This window comes from Streptomyces sp. So13.3 (assembly GCF_005860785.2).
Lineage (GTDB): Bacteria > Actinomycetota > Actinomycetes > Streptomycetales > Streptomycetaceae > Actinacidiphila > Actinacidiphila fildesensis.
In genome coordinates this window covers 5483512-5501919 of sequence record NZ_CP048835.1, presented here as the reverse complement: position 1 = coordinate 5501919, position 18408 = coordinate 5483512, and the positions used below count along the sequence as shown (strand labels likewise).

18 protein-coding genes and 1 pseudogene are annotated in these 18408 nt (G+C 69.8%); 7 read left to right on the top strand and 12 right to left on the bottom strand.

Features of this window, described 5'->3' with window-relative positions; genetic code table 11:
- Positions 1-138 precede the first annotated feature (138 nt).
- The gene (locus tag C8250_RS24840) at positions 139-1329 is read left to right on the top strand and encodes a hypothetical protein (protein WP_138355156.1); all 1191 of its coding nucleotides are present in this window, start codon (positions 139-141) and stop codon (positions 1327-1329) included.
- A gap of 68 nt (positions 1330-1397) precedes the next feature.
- Here the strand turns inward: C8250_RS24840 and mqnP are convergent, their stop codons facing one another.
- Both mqnP and C8250_RS24830 read right to left on the bottom strand, forming a co-directional pair.
- Positions 1398-2321 (bottom strand): menaquinone biosynthesis prenyltransferase MqnP, encoded by a 924-nt coding sequence (gene mqnP, locus C8250_RS24835; protein WP_138355155.1) that lies wholly within the window; start codon positions 2319-2321, stop codon positions 1398-1400.
- Positions 2318-3778 carry a menaquinone biosynthesis decarboxylase gene (locus tag C8250_RS24830; protein ID WP_138355154.1) on the bottom strand — a complete coding sequence of 487 codons (1461 nt, stop codon included), beginning with the start codon at positions 3776-3778 and terminating at the stop codon, positions 2318-2320. Before C8250_RS24830 ends, mqnP begins: the two co-directional genes overlap by 4 nt.
- An 88-nt stretch (positions 3779-3866) precedes the next feature.
- On the opposite strand from C8250_RS24830, the gene C8250_RS24825 reads away from it, so the two are divergent.
- Positions 3867-4145, top strand: coding sequence for a PLD nuclease N-terminal domain-containing protein (locus C8250_RS24825; RefSeq protein WP_138355153.1), 279 nt, complete (start codon positions 3867-3869; stop codon positions 4143-4145).
- Between the two features lie 55 nt (positions 4146-4200).
- Here C8250_RS24825 and ccsB read toward each other — a convergent pair whose 3' ends face one another.
- From ccsB to hemL, 7 genes are all read right to left on the bottom strand, one after another.
- Entirely contained in the window at positions 4201-5274 is a 1074-nt protein-coding gene (gene ccsB / locus C8250_RS24820) for a c-type cytochrome biogenesis protein CcsB (RefSeq protein WP_138355152.1), read from the bottom strand.
- The gene (locus C8250_RS24815) at positions 5271-7079 is read right to left on the bottom strand and encodes a cytochrome c biogenesis protein ResB (RefSeq protein ID WP_138355151.1); all 1809 of its coding nucleotides are present in this window, start codon (positions 7077-7079) and stop codon (positions 5271-5273) included. Before C8250_RS24815 ends, ccsB begins: the two co-directional genes overlap by 4 nt.
- Before the next feature lie 3 nt (positions 7080-7082).
- Positions 7083-7769 carry a cytochrome c biogenesis protein CcdA gene (locus tag C8250_RS24810; RefSeq protein WP_138355199.1) on the bottom strand — a complete coding sequence of 229 codons (687 nt, stop codon included), beginning with the start codon at positions 7767-7769 and terminating at the stop codon, positions 7083-7085.
- Positions 7770-7821: 52 nt separating this feature from the next.
- Positions 7822-8433, bottom strand: a complete 612-nt coding sequence (locus tag C8250_RS24805; RefSeq protein WP_138355150.1) for a TlpA disulfide reductase family protein — start codon at positions 8431-8433, stop codon at positions 7822-7824.
- A gap of 137 nt (positions 8434-8570) precedes the next feature.
- Entirely contained in the window at positions 8571-9857 is a 1287-nt protein-coding gene (locus C8250_RS24800; protein ID WP_138355198.1) for a hypothetical protein, read from the bottom strand.
- A gap of 241 nt (positions 9858-10098) precedes the next feature.
- Positions 10099-10782 (bottom strand): histidine phosphatase family protein, encoded by a 684-nt coding sequence (locus C8250_RS24795; RefSeq protein WP_138355149.1) that lies wholly within the window; start codon positions 10780-10782, stop codon positions 10099-10101.
- Between the two features lie 26 nt (positions 10783-10808).
- Positions 10809-12116: a glutamate-1-semialdehyde 2,1-aminomutase gene (hemL, locus tag C8250_RS24790; protein WP_138355148.1), complete on the bottom strand. Its 1308-nt coding sequence runs from the start codon at positions 12114-12116 to the stop codon at positions 10809-10811.
- A 106-nt stretch (positions 12117-12222) separates the two neighbouring features.
- Between hemL and C8250_RS24785 the strand changes: the two genes are divergently transcribed.
- Complete coding sequence (locus tag C8250_RS24785; protein WP_187144975.1) at positions 12223-12792, top strand: hypothetical protein; 570 nt, start codon at positions 12223-12225, stop codon at positions 12790-12792.
- A 119-nt stretch (positions 12793-12911) separates the two neighbouring features.
- Positions 12912-13238 (top strand): hypothetical protein, encoded by a 327-nt coding sequence (locus C8250_RS24780; RefSeq protein WP_138355147.1) that lies wholly within the window; start codon positions 12912-12914, stop codon positions 13236-13238.
- A 118-nt stretch (positions 13239-13356) separates the two neighbouring features.
- On the opposite strand, the gene C8250_RS24775 is transcribed toward C8250_RS24780, so the two are convergent.
- A complete protein-coding gene (locus tag C8250_RS24775) occupies positions 13357-14646 on the bottom strand; it encodes a family 10 glycosylhydrolase (protein ID WP_138355146.1) in 1290 nt (429 codons plus the stop codon).
- Between the two features lie 32 nt (positions 14647-14678).
- Positions 14679-15338: a polysaccharide deacetylase family protein gene (locus C8250_RS24770; protein WP_138355145.1), complete on the bottom strand. Its 660-nt coding sequence runs from the start codon at positions 15336-15338 to the stop codon at positions 14679-14681.
- Positions 15339-15678: 340 nt separating this feature from the next.
- Between C8250_RS24770 and C8250_RS24765 the strand changes: the two genes are divergently transcribed.
- The 3 genes and pseudogenes from C8250_RS24765 to C8250_RS43680 all read left to right on the top strand — a co-directional run bounded on the left by C8250_RS24765 (position 15679) and on the right by C8250_RS43680 (position 17129).
- Complete coding sequence (locus C8250_RS24765) at positions 15679-16575, top strand: polysaccharide deacetylase family protein (RefSeq protein ID WP_244809343.1); 897 nt, start codon at positions 15679-15681, stop codon at positions 16573-16575.
- A 36-nt stretch (positions 16576-16611) separates the two neighbouring features.
- Positions 16612-16809, top strand: a pseudogene (locus C8250_RS44905) (hypothetical protein); the annotation flags it as partial.
- A gap of 155 nt (positions 16810-16964) precedes the next feature.
- Positions 16965-17129: a hypothetical protein gene (locus tag C8250_RS43680; protein ID WP_232484687.1), complete on the top strand. Its 165-nt coding sequence runs from the start codon at positions 16965-16967 to the stop codon at positions 17127-17129.
- Between the two features lie 36 nt (positions 17130-17165).
- Here the strand turns inward: C8250_RS43680 and C8250_RS24755 are convergent, their stop codons facing one another.
- Positions 17166-18134, bottom strand: a complete 969-nt coding sequence (locus C8250_RS24755; protein ID WP_138355144.1) for an alpha/beta hydrolase-fold protein — start codon at positions 18132-18134, stop codon at positions 17166-17168.
- Positions 18135-18408 lie beyond the last annotated feature (274 nt).

Sequence of the window (18408 nt, the reverse complement as noted above, 5' to 3'; positions counted from 1 at the left end):
GCCCTGACGGATCCCCGCGCCCCGACGGATGCATGCGACGACGGGTCGATCCGCCGGAAAACCCGTTCGGGCCGAGCGGCATCCACAGCTAATCTTCAGATCTCACCCGGCGTCGAAGGCCACCGGCCGAAGGCCCGCTTGTTCTACGGGAGTCACCACATCAGCACCGCACACAAGGGTCTGGCCGCCATCGGCTGCGTCGCCCTCATAGCCGGCGCCTCCGCCGCCTGCGGCACCGTCCAGCAGGCCGGCGCGGCGGCGAAGGTCAAGAACGCCGTGGACAAGCTCGGCGCGCAGAAGGCGGTCACCGCGACCGTCTCCTTCGACGCCACCGCGGACCAGATCTGGACCGCGATGAAGGGCTCCGACGGCTTCACCAAGGACAACGCGAAGATGCTCGCGGGTCTGCACGCCAAGCTCGGGCTGAGCTCGGACAAGCCACTCAAGGACGCCGCGGCCACCAAGGACGCGAAGGACGCCCCGAGCGACACGTCCTCCTTCTCCTTCCAGCTGTCCTCGGACGCCGAGGGAAAGCAGAACCTAGTCGAGATCCGGTCCATCGGCAAGAAGCTCTACCTGCGGGCCGACATCAAGGCGCTGACCGCGCTCGGCGGCGCCGCCAAGGGCGGCGACCACTCGCCGCTCGACCAGTTCCTCCCCAAGGCGGACGAGCTGCCGTCGTCGCTCGGCGTCGTCAAGGACGCGCTGGCCGGCAAGTGGATCTCGATCGACCCGGCGGCGTTCGCCGATCTCGGCAAGACCCTCGGCGGCGACAAGGGCCTCGGCAAGTCGCCGCTGCCGGTGCCGATGCCGGGTGCGTCGTCCTTCGACGCGAAGACCCAGCAGCAGCTGATCGACGCCGTCAAGAGCGCGGTCGCGCACAACGCGAAGTTCACCGACAAGGGCAGCAGCAACGGCGTGGACCACGTCACCATGACGGTCCCGGCGGGTCAGACGGCCAAGGAGCTCGCCAAGGGCTTCGCCCCGCTGGAGAAGCAGATCCCGGGCTTCAAGGCGCCGGACGTCAGCAAGGTCCCGGCGAAGGATCTCGCCGTCGACCTGTCGATCAAGGACGGCATGCTGTCCGGGATCGCCCTGGACGTCGCCCAGTTCGACGAGAAGCCCCAGGGCAAGCTCCCGCTGACCATCGGCCTCCAGGGCGGCAGCGACCCGGTCACGGCCCCGGCCGGCGCGAGGGCGCTCACCCCGCAGGACCTCATGGGCCTGTTCATGTTCGGTGCGATGAACATGAAGGACCTGGACCTCAAGGACATGGACGTCAAGGGCCTGGACCTCAGCGGCCTGGACCAGGCGGACCTCGGCGCGTAACGCCCGACACCCTCGACAGCCACGGCCCGGCCCCGGTATCCGATGGATACCGGGGCCGGGCCGTGTTCTCAGATACCGAGGCCGCGGACCGCGAGGTCGAGCAGCGCGCACAGGAACAGCGCGATGCCGATGAACCCGTTCACCTGGAAGAACGCCCGGTTCAGCCGGCTCAGATCGTGCGGCCGCACGATCGAGTGCTCGTACAGGAACGCACCCGCGACGATCGTCAGACCCACCCACCAGAACGCGCCCGCGCCGGTGGCGACCCCGTACCAGGCCAGCAGGACCGTCGTGACGACATGGCAGCCGCGCGCCCCGTACAGGGCGGCGGCGACGCCGAAGCGGGCCGGGACGGACTTGACGCCGTCCGCCCGGTCGGCGGCGACGTCCTGCGAACCGAAGATCAGGTCGAAGCCGCCGATCCACACCCCGACGGCCAGCCCGAGGATCACCGCGTCCCACGACCACTCACCGGTGACCGCGAGCCACGCACCGACCGGGCCCATCGCCTGCGCGAGGCCGAGGATCGCGTGCGGGAAGTTCGTGAACCGCTTGCCGTACGGGTAGACCACCATCGGGATGACGGCGATCGGCGCCAGCGCCAGGCACAGCGGATTGAGCAGCGCCGCGGCGCCCAGGAAGAGGACCACGGCCACCAGCGCACCGGTCCACGCGGAGCGCACCGACACCGCCCCGGTGACCAGTTCGCGCTGGGCGGTCCGCGGATTGCGGGCGTCGATCTCCCGGTCGATGATCCGGTTGCACGCCATCGCGAAGGTGCGCAGCCCCACCATCGCCACGGTGATCAGGACGAGCCGCCACCAGTGGACGGAGCCGTCCAGGTGAAACATCGCGCTGAGCGCGGCGATGTACGCGAAGGGCAGCGCGAAGATCGAGTGCTCGATCATGACGAGCCGCAGGAACGCCCTGATCCTGCCGGGCGGCGCGGGCTCCGGCGCGAAGAGGTCCGGGGTTGCGGAATCCGTGGTCACGAGAGGCCGTACTCCTTCCAGCGCCGGTCGACCTTCGCGGCCGTCTCCGGATCGGAGACCACCATCTCGGGCCAGCCGCCGTCGCGCGTGTACCCCTCCTCGGGGAGCTTACGGGTCGCGTCGATGCCCGCCTTGCCGCCCCAGAACTGCTGGTAGGAGGCGTGGTCGAGGTGGTCGACCGGCCCTTCGACGACCGTCAGGTCGCGGCCGTAGTCGGTGTTGCCGAGCGCGCGCCAGGCGACCTCGTGCAGGTCGTGCACATCGCAGTCGGCGTCCACGATGATGATCAGCTTCGTCAGCGACATCATGTGCGCGCCCCAGATCGCGTGCATCGTCTTCTGGGCGTGCTTCGGGTACTTCTTGTCGATCGAGACGATCGCGCAGTTGTGGAAGCCGCCCGCCTCCGGCAGGTGGTAGTCCACGATGTCCGGCACGATGATCTTCAGCAGCGGCAGGAAGAACCGCTCGGTGGCCCGGCCCAGCGGCCCGTCCTCCGTCGGCGGCCGGCCCACCACGATCGACTGCAGCAGCGGCCGCTTCCGCATCGTCACACAGTCGATGGTCAGCGCCGGGAACGGCTCCTGCGGGGTGTAGAAGCCGGTGTGGTCGCCGAACGGCCCCTCGGGAAGCGTCTTCCCGGGCTCCAGCCAGCCCTCCAGCACGACCTCGGCGTTGGCCGGGACCTGGAGCGGGACGGTCTTGCAGTCCACCATCTCCACCCGCTTGCCCTGCACGAAGCCCGCGAACAGGTACTCGTCGATGTCGCCGGGCAGCGGCGCGGTCGACGCGTACGTCACCGCGGGCGGGCAGCCGAAGGCGATGGCGACCGGCAGCCGCTCACCGCGCCGCTCGGCCACCTTGTAGTGGTTGCGGCTGTCCTTGTGGATCTGCCAGTGCATCCCGATGGTGTTCCGGTCGTGCCGCTGCAACCGGTACAGGCCCAGGTTGCGCACCCCGGACTCCGGGTCCTTGGTGTGCGTCAGCCCGAGGTTGAAGAACGAGCCGCCGTCCTCCGGCCAGGTGAACAGCGCGGGCAGCGCGTCCAGGTCCACGTCGTCGCCCCGCAGCACGACCTCCTGCACGGGCGCGTCGCCGGACTTCACCTTCTTCGGCGGCACGTGCGTCATCCCGGCGAGCTTGCCGAACGCCTCCCGCACGCCGGTGAAGCCGTGCGGCAGCTCCGGCTTCAGCAGCCCGGCGATCTTGTCGCTGATGTCGCTGTACGCCTGCAGCCCGAGGGACTTCAGCATCCGCCGGTCGGTCCCGAACACGTTCATCGCGAGCGGCATCGACGACCCGCGCACGTTCTCGAAGAGCAGCGCGGGGCCGCCCGCCTTGTTCACGCGGTCGGTGATCTCGCCGACCTCCAGATACGGGTCGACCTCGGCCTTGATCCGCTTGAGGTCGCCGTCCTTCTCCAGGGCCCTCAGGAAGGATCGAAGATCGTCGTAAGCCATGCCGTCCAGTATCCGCCACGCACTACCCTGTACCCGTCACCGGGCCCCTGTCGCGGCCCGTCTTCCGGCTCAGGGGGGCTCTTCCGCCATGGTCAGGTATCTACCGTTCCTGCTGGTGCTCGCGCTGTGGATCTACGCGTTCATCGACTGCCTGAACACTCCGGAGGAGGAGGTCCGCGGGCTGCCGAAGGTGGTGTGGGTGATCATCATCCTGCTCTTCGGCGAGGTCCTCGTCGGACCGATCGCCTGGCTCGTCGCGGGCCGCAACCGCCGCCGCGCGCCCGCGCGCCCGCAGTGGGTCGCGCCGGACGACAACCCGGACTTCCTCAAGGGATTGAAGGACGACACCCCGCCGTCCGGCAGCTGAGCGCCGGCCGGGCCGCCCCGGGGGGAGCGGCCGGCCGGACCAGGACCCTGTGGCGTCAGACCCCGGCGTACGAGTGCTTGCCGGTGATGAAGATGTTCACGCCGTAGTAGTTGAAGATGAAGCACGCGAAGGCGACCAGCGCCAGCGCGGCGGCCTTGCGGCCCTTCCAGCCGGCGGTCGCGCGGGCGTGCAGGTAGCAGGCGTACGCGACCCAGGTGATGAACGACCAGGTCTCCTTGGGGTCCCAGCCCCAGTACCGGCCCCAGGCGGCCTGCGCCCAGATCGAACCCGCGATGACGGTGAACGTGTAGAGCGGGAAGACCAGCGCGTTCATCCGGTACGCGAACTTGTCGAGCGTCGCCGCGGAAGGCAGCCGGTCCATGATGTTGGCCCAGGTGGGGTTCACCCTGCGGCCGGCGGTGAGCGCGGCTTCGTAGTAGTCGCGGAAGAGGAACAGGAACGTGCCGACCGCCGCGAGGTAGAAGACCGCGCCGGAGATGATCGCGCACGAGACGTGGATCCACAGCCAGTACGAGTGCAGCGCCGGGACCAGCTGGTCGCTGTCGGTGTAGAGCACCGCGACGGCCAGGCCCAGGTCCAGCAGCACCGAGGTGACGAGGAAGAGCCCGATCCAGCGGACCCGCTTCTTCAGCGCCAGCAGGGCCAGGTACATGCCGACCGCGACCATGCCGAACGTGGTCGAGAACTCGTACATGTTGCCCCACGGCACCCGCTGCACGGAGGCGGCGCGGCACGCGACGGCGGCCAGGTGGAACACGAAGGCGAGCACGGTCAGCGAGACCGCGATCCGCCCGTACTTGTCGCCGTCCGCGTCGGTGCCGGCGGCGCCGGGGCCGTCCGGGATGCCGCGGTCGCTCGCCGTGGAGCGGGTGACGACCTTGGGACGCTCCAGGGTGGCGGTGCCGCCACCGCGCTGGACGACCTCGATCGCGGGAGCCGCCGCGGGTGCGGTCAGCGCCGCCGCGGTGATCGCGACCCGGCTGCGGCTGCCGAACACCCACTCGGCCATGTGCGCGAGGAAGGCGAGGGTGTAGACCGTCATGGCCGAGTAGATCAGGTAGTTGCTGTAGTTCGCGAAGTTCTCATTGACCGCGGCCGCGATAGTCACGCGCGCGCTCCTTCGTCTGGCAGGAGAGGTTCTTCCGAGGGGTCTGTGGCTGTGCCGCCGCCGGGGCCGGGGTCCGGTAGCTGGGGCGCTTCGGGCAGCAGCCGGTAGGCGAGGTCCCCGATCTCGTCGGCGATCTTCGCGGACTCGCTGCGGCCGAGTCCGGCCAGCTCCACGACGGTCACCCCGTCCGCACCCGGGGTGGCCCGGATCCACACCCGGCGGCGCTGGATGAACAGCGAGCCGGCCAGACCCAGGATCGCGGCGACCGCGCTGCCGAGCGCCCACCCGTTGCCGACCTGGTGGGAGACCTGGAAGCTGGCCCAGGTCTTGACGCCGTCGAAGCGGATGGAGCCGCCGCCGTCCGGCAGTTGCAGGACCTGCCCGACGGCTAGCACCTGGCGGAGCGGCTGGCCGTCGGCGGCCTTGTACTGCTTCATCTTCTTGTCGTTGAGCTGGTACACGTTCTGCGGCAGGCCGCTGTCCATGCCCAGGTCGCCGTGGTAGGCGGTCAGGATCAGCGCGGGGCGGTCGAGCGCGGGGAACACCGAGTGCGGCCCCTGGATGTTGTCGATCACCATCGTCGGGGCGAAGATCCCGCTGAACGCCAGCTGGTCCTTGCCGCCCGCCTTGTTGCGGTAGTTGTCGGTGACCTTCACGACGCCGCGCGAGGTGAGACTGCCGTCACTCGGCAGGAACGGCGTCGGCCCCTGGTAGACGACCGTGCCGCGGGCGTCCTTCACGGTGACGACCGGCGCGTAGCCGTGCCCGATCAGGTAGACCGTCTCACCGTCGATCTCCAGCGGCTTGTTCACCTCGATCGAGGACTTGACCGGCTTGCCGTCCGCGCCCTTCCAGTAGTGGATGTTGGCGCGGAACGTCCGCGGGGTGCCCTTCTGCGGGCCGGTCCGCGCGTACGTGGCCTCGAAGCTGTCCAGCGAGAAGCCGAAGGGGTCCAGGTCGTCGGCGGTGTAGAAGGTGCCGGGCTTGAAGTCGTCGTACTGCGTGAGGTTGTTGGAGAAGCCGCCGCCCTCGACGATCAGCTTGCCGCCCTCGCCCTTCCACAGCGAACCGACCGCGAAGGAGATCAGCAGCCCGAAGAGCGCCAGGTGGAACATCAGGTTGCCGGCCTCGCGCAGGAAGCCCTTCTCGGACGCGACCGCGCCGCCGACCCGGTGGGTACGGAACCGGCGCCCGCGCATCAGCTGCTGCGCGGCGTCCAGCACCTCGTCCTCACCTGCCGCGGTGCGCCAGGTCGTGTACGCCGGCAGCCGGGTCAGATTGCGCGGCGCGGCCGGCGGCCGGGAGCGGAGCTGCCCGACGAACTGCCAGCTGCGCGGCAGGATGCAGCCGGCCAGCGAGATGAACAGCAGGATGTAGATCGCCGAGAACCACGGCGAGCTGTAGACGTGGAACAGCCCGAGCGTCTCGTAGACCGGGGTGGCGTTGGGGTGCACGTCCTTCCACGCCTGCGCCTTGACCTCGTCGACGCTGGTCTGCGGGACCAGCGAGCCGGGGATCGCGGCCATGGACAGCAGGAAGAGCAGGATCAGGGCGATCCGCATCGACGTGAGCTGCCGCCACATCCAGCGCACCCAGCCGAAGCACTCGCGCAGCGTCCAGCCGACCGTGCCGCGCCAGCCTGGCCTGCGCACACCGCCGAAGGAGCCGGGCACCACCTGGCCGAGTTCCTCGACCGGCGCCGTCGACAGCTGCGCGCCCGCCGCGTCACGCTCCTCGACGTCACGCTCCTCGACCTCGCGTGCCTCGGCGTCGCGGGCGGTCTTCGGCCCGGATTCCGTACTCATGAATCAGACCCCAGGGGTGAAGTTGGTGGACCAGGTCTGCATGGAGAAGACCATGTCGTCCCATACGCCGGTGAGCAGCAGCACACCGACGACGACGAGCATGCCGCCACCGATCCGCATGACCCACACATAGTGCCGCTTGACCCAGCCGAACGCGCCCAGTACGCGGCGGAAGGCCACGGCGGCGACGATGAACGGCAGGCCGAGGCCCACGCAGTAGAAGACGGTGAGCAGCGCCCCGCGCCCCGCGCTCGCCTCGTTGAAGGCCAGCGCCTGCACGGCGCCCAGCGTCGGACCGACGCACGGCGCCCAGCCGACGCCGAAGAGCACACCGAGCAGGGGCGCGCCGACCAGCCCCATCGCGGGCTTGCGGTGGAAGCGGAGGTCGCGCTGGGTCAGACCGCCCAGTATCCCCATGAAGGCGAGGCCCATGAGGATCGTGGCGACGCCGAGCACCTGGGAAATGATCTCCTTGTGCTCCTGCAGCCGCAGCCCGAAGTAGCCGAAGAGCGCCCCGCCGGACACGAAGACCGCGGTGAAGCCGAGGACGAACAGCGACGCGCCGGCGACCATCCGGCCGCGCTTGGCCTCGGCCAGGTCGGCGCCTGACGTGCCGGTCACGTAGGAGAGGTAGCCGGGCACCAGCGGCAGGACGCACGGGGAGAAGAAGGAGACCAGGCCGCCGAGCATCGCGATCGGGATCGCGAGGAGCAGCGCCCCGGAGGAGACCGTCTCGGTCACGTCACTTCTCCGCGACGATCGGGTCGAGCGCCTGGCGCAGGCTGTCCTCGCCGACGGCCTTGAGGATCCGCACGGCGATCCGGCCGTCCCGGTCGATGATCAGGGTGTTCGGGATGCCCTGCGGGTTGAGGCTGCCCTTGGGGAACTTCAGCATGAGCTTCCCGTTGGGGTCGTAGAAGCTCGGGTACGGGATGTCGAACTGCGTCTCGAAGCCGTTCGCGTTGACCTTCGTGGCATCGCGCATGTTGATCCCGAGGAACTCGACGCCCTCGGCCTTGGTGGCGTTGGCCACCTTGACCAGGTGCGGAGCCTCGGCGCGGCAGGGGTCGCACCACGAGCCCCAGACGTTGAGGACGACGACCTTGCCCTTGTAGTCGGCCAGGTTCAACTGCTTGCCGTCGACCGACTCCCCGGAGATGGCGGGGGCGGCGAGCCGGTCGCCCTTGGCCACCCGGGAGATCTCACCCGAGCCGCCGACGAAGTTGGTACCGCTGCCGCCGGAGGACGAGCCGCTGCTGGAACAGGCCGAGAGCGCCAGCGCCAGCGCGGCGACTCCTGCCAGTGCCGCGGCACGGCGGAGCGGGCGGCGTCGGCGGGCACGCGTAGGACTCATGTGAAAAGTTTCGCATGCGTCGTCCGGCGATCTTTCGCGCCCCCGACACTGACGCCAAAAGCGGCAATTGCCCCAAGTAAGGATCAGGTAGCGGGACCGGCCGCGCCGCCCCTGACCACGCGCTGCCTACGGGGTGCCTACGTGGTGGCCGCCGTCGTCGGGGAGGCGGGGGTACCGGCCGCGCCCTCCGGCGCGAGGTACGCCTTCCAGCCGCCCGCCGGCTTCTGCCCCACGTCCAGCCGGCGCAGCTTGCCGAGCACCTTCGGGTCCTGCGCGTCGAGCCAGTCCACGTACTGCCGGAAGGAGACCAGCCGGACGTCCTTCTTCTCCTGGCCGGCGATGTGCTTGAACGCCTCCTCGACGGCGTTCATGTAGATGCCGCCGTTCCACTTCTCGAAGTGGTTGCCGATGTAGAAGGGCGCGCGGTTCGTCTCGTACGCGCGCTGGAAGCCCGCGATGTACGAGGCGGCGGCCTGCCGCTGCCAGCCCGGGTAGTTGCTCGGGTCGCTCTGGGTGGCGTTCTTCGACTGGTTCGCGAGCATGTTGTAGTCCATGGAGAGGACCTCGAAGGAGTGGCCGGGGAACGGGATGAGCTGCAGCGGCAGGTCCCAGAGCCCGCCACGCTTCTCGGGCCAGACCTGCCGGCCACCCGGCGAGCTCGCGTCGTAGCGCCAGCCGAGCTTGTGGGCGGTCGGCAGCAGGTTGTCCTGGCCGAGCAGGCACGGCGTGCGGGCGCCGACGAGCTCCTTGTCGTAGTCGAACGGCAGCGGGGCCTCGTCCTTGAGCCCGGTGTTGGTCTTCCAGTTCTTGACGAACGACTTGGCCTGGTCGATCTCGCTCTGCCACTGGGTCGGCGTCCAGTTCCCGACGGTGCCGCGGCCCGAGCAGAAGTGCCCGTTGAAGTGCGTGCCGATCTCGTGGCCCTCGGTCCAGGCCTCACGGATGTTGTCCAGCGTCATCTTGACGTGCTCGTCGGTCAGGTAGCCGATGTCCGACGCGCCCAGGTTGTTGTTCGGCGGGTCGTACAGCCGCTTCTTCGACTCGGGCAGCAGGTACAGCCCGGACAGGAAGAACGTCATCGACGCGCCGTTGTCCTTGGCGAGCTTGCGGAAGCGCGGGAACAGGCCGTTCCCGACCTCGCCCGCGCCGTCCCACGAGAAGATCACGAACTGCGGCGGCGTCTGGCCCGGCTCCATCCGCTCCGGCTTCGGCTGGCCCGGCTGGGGTCCGGTGTTCGCGGTGGAGCCGTCCCCGATCAGCTGAACCGTTTTCTCGGGCTCCTTCTGGCCGGTGGCCCCGCCCGGCTTGGTCCCGTTGCCGCCGGTCTTGCCTCCGTCGCCCCCCGAGGAGCATCCGGCCGCAGCCGCACCGACCGCGACTCCGGCAGTGGCCGTGAGCAGACTCCTACGGGTCATGGCGCGCATGTACATCCCCATTTCTCGGGCCTCATGGATGGCGATCACGAAAAAGGTGGCCACCATCCAGGACGGCTGTCACAGCCGTACGGTTACCGAAAAGTCAGAAAAATCCCACCGGTTAGCTCAATTGGCGCACGTAAGCGCCCTCAGGAACACCGGATTGACCCATTGGATCGACCCTTTCGGCCAATCCAACAGGCCGCCCCGGCGGATGACCAGGGCCGCGGCGGCGCCGGCCCGGACCTGCCTACGCCCCGAAGCCCTTCGATCCGCCCTTCACCGGCTTCGCGCCCGCCAGCAGATGCGAGGGCACCAGATCGCGGGCCGGTTCCGCGTAGCCGACCGACACGATCTTGTCGCCCTGGTATGTGAAACTCGTCACACTGGCGAGCGTGCACTGCCGCTTGCGCGGGTCGTGCCACAGCCGGTGCCGTTCGACGAAGCTGCGGGTGATCCAGATCGGCAGCTGGTGGCTGACGCAGACCGCCTCGTGGCCGCGCGCCGCGTCCCGGGCCGCGCCGAGCGCCGCCATCATCCGCACGACCTGGTCGACGTAGGGCTCGCCCCAGCTCGGCTTGAACGGGTTGGTGAGGTGCTTCCAGTTCGACGGGTTCTTCAGTGCCCCGTCGCCGACGCCGAAGGTCTTGCCCTGGAAGACGTTCTCCGCCTCGATCAGCCGCGGGTCCGAGGCGATCTCCAGCCCGTGCGGGGCCGCGATCGGCACCGCCGTCTCCTGCGCCCGCTCCAGCGGGGACGACACGACATACGTGATGTCGCGGCCCGCCAGGTGCTCGCCGACCCGGTCGGCCATCTTCCGGCCCAGCTCCGACAGGTGGTAGCCGGGCAGCCGCCCGTAGAGCACACCCGACGGGTTCTCCACCTCGCCGTGCCGCATCAGGTGGACCACGGTGATCTCTGTGTCGTCAGTCATGCCGCTCATCTTTCCGTCGTCCCCGCTCATTCCGTCGCCTCGGCCGCGGCGCGCGCCGCGGCCGGCAGCGCGGCGGCGATCCGCTCGATCGCCGCGTCGTCGTGGGCCGCCGAAACGAACCAGGACTCGAAGGCCGACGGCGGCAGGTAGACGCCGTGCGCCAGCATCGAGTGGAAGAACCCGGTGAAGCGGAACGCCTGCTGCCGCTTCGCCTCGTCGTAGTTGGTCACCTGCTCGTCGGTGAAGAACACCGAGAACATGTTCCCGGCCTTCTGCAGCCGGTGGGCGACGCCCTCCTTGGTGAGCGCCTCGCTGACCAGCGACGACACCCGCTCGGACACCGCGTCCACGGTCGCGTACACCGCGTCGTCGCAGAGCCGCAGCTGCGCCAGACCCGCCGCGGTCGCCACCGGATTACCCGACAGCGTGCCTGCCTGGTAGACCGGACCGGCCGGTGCGAGATGGCCCATGACGTCCGCGCGGCCACCGAATGCGGCGGCCGGGAAGCCGCCGCCCATGACCTTGCCGAAGGTCATCAGGTCGGGTTCGACACCGTCGAGCCCGAACCAGCCGGCCTTCGAAACACGGAAGCCCGTCATCACCTCGTCGGAGATGTAGAGCGCGCCGTTCTCCGCACAGAGGCTCTTCAGCCCGGCGTTGAAGCCCGCCGCGGGCGGCACCACACCCATGTTGCCGGGCGACGCCTCGGTGATCACACACGCGATCTCGCCGGGGTGCGCGGCGAACGCCGCCCGCACGGCCTCGAGATCGTTGTACGGCAGCACGATCGTGTCGCCGGCCTGCGCGCCCGTCACCCCGGGCGTGTCCGGCAACCCGAACGTGGCGACCCCGGAACCGGCCGCCGCCAGCAGCGCGTCCACATGACCGTGGTAGCAACCAGCGAACTTCACCACCTTGGCCCGGCCCGTGAAGCCACGCGCCAGCCTGATCGCCGACATGGTCGCCTCGGTCCCGGACGACACCAGGCGGACCTGCTCCACCGGGCCGATCCGCGCCACGATCTCCTCGCCCAGCAGCACCTCCCCCTCACCGGGGGTGCCGAAGGAGGTACCGCGCGTCACGGCCTCCTGTACGGCGCCGATCACCTCCGGGTGCGCGTGGCCGAGGATCATCGGACCCCACGAGCACACGAGGTCGACGTACTCCCTGCCGTCGGCGTCCGTGAGGTACGGACCCTTCCCGGACACCATGAACCGGGGCGTACCGCCCACCGCGCGGAAGGCGCGGACCGGGGAGTTCACACCTCCGGGCGTCACGGCGGCAGCTCGGTCGAACAGAACCTGCGAAACTGGGGCTTCGTACGGATAGCTCACAGGCACATGCTCTCAAACGCCGGGCGTTGCGCGCGCAGGTCTCGACCCGGCATCTGAGACGATGATCGGGTTGCGCGGTTGGGTCTGTGAATGGTCGGGTAGTGAAATGCAGCGCGGTGGCGAACTGGGCGAGGGAACGGGCGACCACGAGCCCCAACACGCCCGGCCCACCGGCAGGCGTCGTCGGTCCGCCGATCGCGATCGCAGAGCAGCCGCGGAGAGTGGGAGCAGGGGTGGCCGAGTGGGGGTGACCTACAAGTACTTCGGGGCACCCGATGGCGCCACAGCCGCCCGGGTCCCGATCTCCATGCGCCCCGAGGAGCTCGGCGGTGACGAGCTCGGCAACGGCATGTACACCAAGGTCAAGCCGGAGACCATGGCCGCCATGGTGCTCACCGGCATCGAGGGCATACCCCCGGCCAAGGTCCCGCCGCTGGAACTCGTCGTCCTCCACCCGGACTACGCCGTCGTCAAGCTCCCCATGAGCGTTGTGGAACCCCTCCGCAAGGCCGGCGAAGAGGAACTCGGCGCCGCCGCCTTCATCTGGTCCACCGTCCCGGACCGGCGCGGCCCCCGAGATGCCTTCGTCATCTACCAGATGCTCCATGAATGGCAGGGCTTCGCGTCCCGCTGCCATGAGGCCGGCCACCAGCTGTACTGCCTGGTCTGGCCCTGACCTGCCACGCTTCGCCCGATTTCGCCCGTACGCCCGAATGCGCACTTTCGGGGCGAATATGCCCACCTCGGCGGGATAAGGTCGACTCCCCCTGACAGGGAGTCATGATGCGGTCACACATGGTTACGATTCTGGGCGCTCTCGCCTCCGCCGCCCTGCTCATGGTGGCGGTGCCTGGTTCCGCGCAGGCTGCCACCGGCACCCTCACCATCAACGGCGTCGACCACGTCGACCCGGTGGGCTGCTTCGACCTCACTCCCCCCGACTCGTCCAATGGCGGTTCGAGTGCCACGCCGGATCCCATGCCGGTCAAGAACAACACGGACAAGGTCGTCGTGGTGTGGGACACCTGGGAGTGCAACACCGACGCGAACGATCAGGTTTCGACCATCCAGCCGGGCGCGGAAGCCTCGGTCGACGCCGATTCGAGCGTCTCGGTCGAGTGATCACGGCCGTCGGCGCGGTCGGACAAGACCGCCGGATGTGACCCTCCGATCGCGCGGACCGCTTCGACCGGGGTCCGCGCGATCGTCGTTCACCGGATCGGCGCGGGGCCGGCCGGGGTCAGCGCGGGGTCCGCACCCGGGTCGGATAGTGGTCGGCCACTACGCGCCGCATGGCCCCGATCCGGTCGGCCGCCACTTCCTTCGAGGCGAAGTAGATGTTGCCGCGCACCTCGGGGAAGCGGTGGCCGAAAGTGAGATGCCGGGAGAGTTCCGCCGGATCCTGCCAGGCGCTGAACTGAGCCGGGTTGCCCGCTTTGTACAGAGCCTCACCAATGTACAGATGCGTGTTCGTGCCACGGCATGTTTCCGCCCACCAGGAGACAAGCCGGGCGTAGTCGGCCACATCGTTCCCGATATGCCAGTAGATCATCGGCGCGATGTAGTCGATCCATCCCCGCCGCACCCAGGTACGCGTATCGGCGTAGATGCCGTCATAGGACTCGGCGGCGCCCTGGGTGTCGGAACCCTCGGGGTCCGTGGTCCGGTTGCGCCAGATCGCGAACGGGCTGACGCCGAAGCGCACCCGCCGCTCGCGCGGTGAACCGCCGCCCAGCGGGGACCGGTTCAGCTCCTCGATCCGCAGCCCGGTCTCGCGCACCAGAAGGTCGATGTTGTCGCGCCGCCAGGCGGCCCGGTCGGGGAAGTCCCCGCCGTACCGCGCGTACGCGGCGTCGTCGTCGAAGGTCTGCCCGGGGATCGGGTACGGGTAGAAGTAGTCGTCCCAGTGCAGGCCGTCCACGTCGTAGCGGGCGACGGCGTCGAGCATCGCGTCCTGGACGAAGCGGCGGACCTCGGGAAGCCCGGGGTTGTAGAAGAGCGCCTTGCCGTAGGGCACCACCCACTCGGGGTGCAGCCGCGCCGGGTGGGCGGCCGACAGCCGTGTCGGGTCAGGGTGTGTGGCGATCCGGTACGGGTTGAACCAGGCGTGCAACTCCAGCCCGCGCAGGTGCGCTTCGCGTACGGCGAAGTCCAGCGGGTCCCAGCCCGGATCGCGTCCCTGAACACCGGTGAGGCATTTCGCCCACGGCTCGTACGGCGAGGGCCACAGCGCGTCCGCCAGCCCTCTGACCTGGAGAACGACCGCGTTCAACCGGCGGGTGACCGCGATGTCCAGCAGCCCGGCCAACTCCCGCCGCTGCCCGGCAGGGGACAGCCCGGGGGACGGCCAGTCGCGGTTGAACGCGGTGGTCAGCCACATGCCGCGGAACTGCCGGCGCCCGTTCTGTGCTCCGTCGCGGCGCCCGGACGCCGCGTACGACGTCGTGCCGCCGCCGATCGTGACGGACCCGGCCGTCACCGCCCCGGCCGCGGCGGCCGTGGTCAGGGTCCTGCGGGAGATCTGGCCCATGATCGCTTTCTGCCGGACGGGTGAGCGGGAGGTCAACGCGCGGCGAGCAGGCCCCGGAGGGTGGTGAAGCCGTATTCGCGGGTCCTGATGGCGTCGATGAGGTCGGGCAGCGCGGTGGCGTCGACTGCGGAGTGATCCTCCGGCGTGGCACCGAGGTGCATCAGGACGATCGCGCCCGGCCGCAGGGCCTGCAGGGTCCGGTCGACGACCGTCGCCGTGCTCGCCCCGCCGATCGTGCCCTTCCAGCCCGCGGTGTCCACCGTCCATTTGACCGGGACGTAGCCGGCGGCGTTGACCTCGGTGATGCACGGCCGGGTGCGGAGCCCGAAGGGGAAGCGGAACAGCGCCTCGGACGGCCTGCCGATGGCCGTCTCGATCGCGTCGGCCGCCGACTGGACTTCCTCGGCCCGCCGCTGCGGGGTGATGGTGGGGAACGACGGGTGGGTCATGGAGTGGTTGCCCACCGGGTAGCGGCGCGCGATGTACCGGGCCAGCGCGGGGTTGTCCGCGGCGAAGCGTCCGGTCATGAAGAAGGTCGCCGGTACCCGCCGGTCCCGCAGCGTCTTGAGGATCATCTCGGCGCCGTCCGGGCCGGCGCCGCAGTCGAAGGTCAGCGCCGCCTTCTGATCCGTGATGGGCAGCCACTTGAAGTCCCGGCGCGCGAAGGCACCGGTGACCGCCGGACGGGGCATCCCACGGTGCGGGCCGGCGGGCGGCGCGTCGGCGCGGGCGGGGCTCCGGCTTGCGAGGCCGAGCGCGGTCGCGCCGGCCGACCGTCCCCCGTGCCGTCAACCGGTGTCGCAACCATGCCCGTTTCATCCTCGCCTCGGCCCTACGGCATATGCCTGGACCAGCAACGTAGTGCGCCGTCGCACGGCAATTCGCGTCAAGGACGGGACCCTCACACGGATGGATCAGTCCGCCGTACCGGCGGCCCGGCATGCCCCGGGATGGGCCACCCCGGCGAACGACACGCGCCCCGCCTCGCGCCGTCCTGTCCACCGTGCCGGACGCTCCTACGCTGACCGCGATATGAACCAGCGCACCGCTCTCCCGAGCTCACAGCCGCCCCGGATCCTCGGCCGGGTGCTGACCACCGTCGCCGCCATGGCCGCGATCGTCGCGTCGGCCGCCGTCCCCGCGACCGGCCTGACTCCTCCCGACCGGCCCGACCGGCCCGACCGGCTCGCCGTCGTGGCCGCCGCGGCACCCGCACCGGCAGCCGTATGCCCGACAGGCACGACAGGCACGACGCCGACAGCCGCGCTGCCGTCGAACCTCCTCGGCAGGACGGTCCGCACGATGCCCACCGATCGTCAGGTGGTCGCGCTGACGTTCAACTCGGCGTGGGACGAGACGGGCCTGGACACCGTCCTGAAGGTGCTGCACGACTACCAGGCGCCGGCCACCTTCTTCCTCACCGGCCAGTTCGCCGAACTGCACCCGGCCGCGGCCCGGTCGATGGCGGCGGCCGGACACGGCATCGCCAGCCACAGCTACAGCCACCCGCACTTCGCCGACCTGACCTGCTCGGGCCGGGAGCGCGAGGTGCGCCTCGCCGACCAGGCCCTTCGCGCGGCGATCGGGACGGCGCCGCTGCCGTTCTTCCGCTTCCCCTACGGCGAGACCAACGCGCAGCAGGTCGCGGAGGTCAACGCGATGGGCTTCGCCAACATCGAGTGGACCGACGACACCAACGGCTACCTCGGCACGGCGGGCGGGATGACCGTGCAGAAGGCCGTCAACCGTGCCCTGAACTCCCTGGCGCCGGGCGAGATCATCCAGATGCACGTCGGCGACCCGAACGGCCGCGGCCCGATCCTCGACGCCCTGGCCCTCCCGCTGATCATCGACGCGGTCCGCGCCCGCGGCTACGAGATCGCCGATCTGCGCACCCTCCTCCCCACACCCGCCACACCCGCCGCGTAGCGCTCGGCAACCACCGGGGGCCCTGCCCGCGTCACCCTCGGCTTCGCACTGGACCGGCTTCCCGATCACCCGCTGCCCGAATGGACGGAGAAGGGGCTCAACGCGTTCGAGATGTTCCTGTCGTTCACGGGTGTGTCCGACCTGAGGATCGACGGATGGACGTTCGCGCCCAAGGACGTCGTCGCGCTGGAACGGAACCCGGACGGCGGAATGCGGGTGCGGATCTCCGGGCCGGGGGGAATGCGTGGCGTTCGGCGCCCGTGCGGCCGTACTGGTGAAAGCAAGGGCGTATCTGGCCTCGCGCAGCGAGTAACGTCCATCGGAAGGCATTGGCGCGGTTCGGGTGCGTCTGGCAGGACATGCGCCGGACCAGTCGCTACCGTCCAAATATGGCTACATTTCCGACATCCAGCACGATGGCGACCGGTCGTCAGCTCACCGCCCCGCCGTTCGCCCGGCCCGTGCTGGCGCTCGCCGCCGCCGCCGGATTCGCCCTGGACGCGTACTGGCGGGCCACCGCACTGCTCCGGCGCGTCCTCGCCTTCCGGCGCTGAGGCCGACGCCACGTCCGGTCCGGACCGGCAGGGCCGTCACGCCGCCGGTGCCGGGCCCCGCAGATGGTCGCTGATCCACTTCATGGAGCCCTGCCCCATGCCCCGCAGGTAGGAGAGCCCGTTGTGGCCGCCGCCCACTATGACCTGCAGGCGGGTCCTGACCGGGCCGGTCCCGTAGCCGGCGATGAACTGCTTCACCTTCGCCAGCTCCCCGCGGCTCTCCTCGGTCCCGACCTGGAACGCGAGGTACACCTCGGGCCCGTGCCGGTCGATCAGCCGCTGCGCCAGGACCTGCGGGTTGTTCGCCTGCTTCGCGTCGAGGTGACCGCGCCACAGGGACGAGTCCGGCACGATGTCGGGGCCGCTCACTATGGCCGCCTTGAACGTCTCCGGGTGCTGGAGCACGCTCTTCAGCGCGCAGAAACCGCCCGACGACGAGCCCATGAAGGCCCAGCCGTCGCGGTCCTTGAACGTACGGAAGTTCGCCCGGACCAGGTCCGGGACATCGCTCGTCATCCAGGTCCCCATCTTCTGCTGACCCGGGATGTCACTGCAGTCGTGATAGTGCGGCCCGGGATTCATCACCGGCATGACGATGATGAACGGCAGGCTGCTGCCCTGCGACGTCCACCGCGCCACGTCCTCCTGAAGGCCCAGGCTGCCGCGCGTCCAGTAGTTCTCCGGGAAGCCGTAGGCCCCGGGCAGCGCGATCAGCACCGGGAACGCGCTCTTCGCGTACTTCGGGTCGTAGTACTGCGGCGGCGCCCACACCCAGACCTTGCCCGTGAACCCGGACTTCTTCCCCCGGTACGTCGTCACACCGATCTTGGTACCGCTCGCCAGCGTCGTCCGCTGCTCCGTGAACGGTGCGTGCGTGCCGGTCAGGACCGACGCGGCCGTCCCCGCCGAACTGTGCGGGAAGTCCGGACCGCTGCCGCTGAACGGAACAGGCCGCGAACCGTAACCGGCGAAGAGGAGCAGCACCAGGACGGCGGCCGCTGCCATGGGCCAACGTTTCACGGGGTTGTCCCCCTCTTCATCCGGCCCGACAGGGCGAAGCGACGCTTACGCCTGTTGTGATTCCGGATCTCCACCCACCGTTCCGGCCCGCCGGGGTGCCGTGGATCACACCGCCGCCGTTGCCCGTAACCGGCGTGACCCTCGTCCCAATTACCGGGGAGAAGCCGGGCAACCCAGACAGCCCGAATTCCGTCTCGTCATGGCGAGAGGCTCACACGCGGGCGGAACGCTGGGCCGGGGCACTGCGCCCAAGATTGGG

Bases quoted from the DNA above. Each gene is read 5' to 3' on its own strand.
- C8250_RS24830 (WP_138355154.1), bottom strand. From the start codon at position 3,778: ATGGCTTACGACGATCTTCGATCCTTCCTGAGGGCCCTGGAGAAGGAC.
- C8250_RS24825 (WP_138355153.1), top strand. From the start codon at position 3,867: ATGGTCAGGTATCTACCGTTCCTGCTGGTGCTCGCGCTGTGGATCTAC.
- C8250_RS24815 (WP_138355151.1), bottom strand. From the start codon at position 7,079: ATGAGTACGGAATCCGGGCCGAAGACCGCCCGCGACGCCGAGGCACGC.
- C8250_RS24810 (WP_138355199.1), bottom strand. From the start codon at position 7,769: ATGCTCGGCGGCCTGGTCTCCTTCTTCTCCCCGTGCGTCCTGCCGCTG.
- C8250_RS24805 (WP_138355150.1), bottom strand. From the start codon at position 8,433: ATGAGTCCTACGCGTGCCCGCCGACGCCGCCCGCTCCGCCGTGCCGCG.
- C8250_RS24800 (WP_138355198.1), bottom strand. From the start codon at position 9,857: ATGCGCGCCATGACCCGTAGGAGTCTGCTCACGGCCACTGCCGGAGTC.
- C8250_RS24795 (WP_138355149.1), bottom strand. From the start codon at position 10,782: ATGACTGACGACACAGAGATCACCGTGGTCCACCTGATGCGGCACGGC.
- C8250_RS24785 (WP_187144975.1), top strand. From the start codon at position 12,223: ATGCAGCGCGGTGGCGAACTGGGCGAGGGAACGGGCGACCACGAGCCC.
- C8250_RS24780 (WP_138355147.1), top strand. From the start codon at position 12,912: ATGGTTACGATTCTGGGCGCTCTCGCCTCCGCCGCCCTGCTCATGGTG.
- C8250_RS24775 (WP_138355146.1), bottom strand. From the start codon at position 14,646: ATGGGCCAGATCTCCCGCAGGACCCTGACCACGGCCGCCGCGGCCGGG.
- C8250_RS24770 (WP_138355145.1), bottom strand. From the start codon at position 15,338: ATGCCCCGTCCGGCGGTCACCGGTGCCTTCGCGCGCCGGGACTTCAAG.
- C8250_RS24765 (WP_244809343.1), top strand. From the start codon at position 15,679: ATGAACCAGCGCACCGCTCTCCCGAGCTCACAGCCGCCCCGGATCCTC.
- C8250_RS43680 (WP_232484687.1), top strand. From the start codon at position 16,965: ATGGCTACATTTCCGACATCCAGCACGATGGCGACCGGTCGTCAGCTC.
- C8250_RS24755 (WP_138355144.1), bottom strand. From the start codon at position 18,134: ATGGCAGCGGCCGCCGTCCTGGTGCTGCTCCTCTTCGCCGGTTACGGT.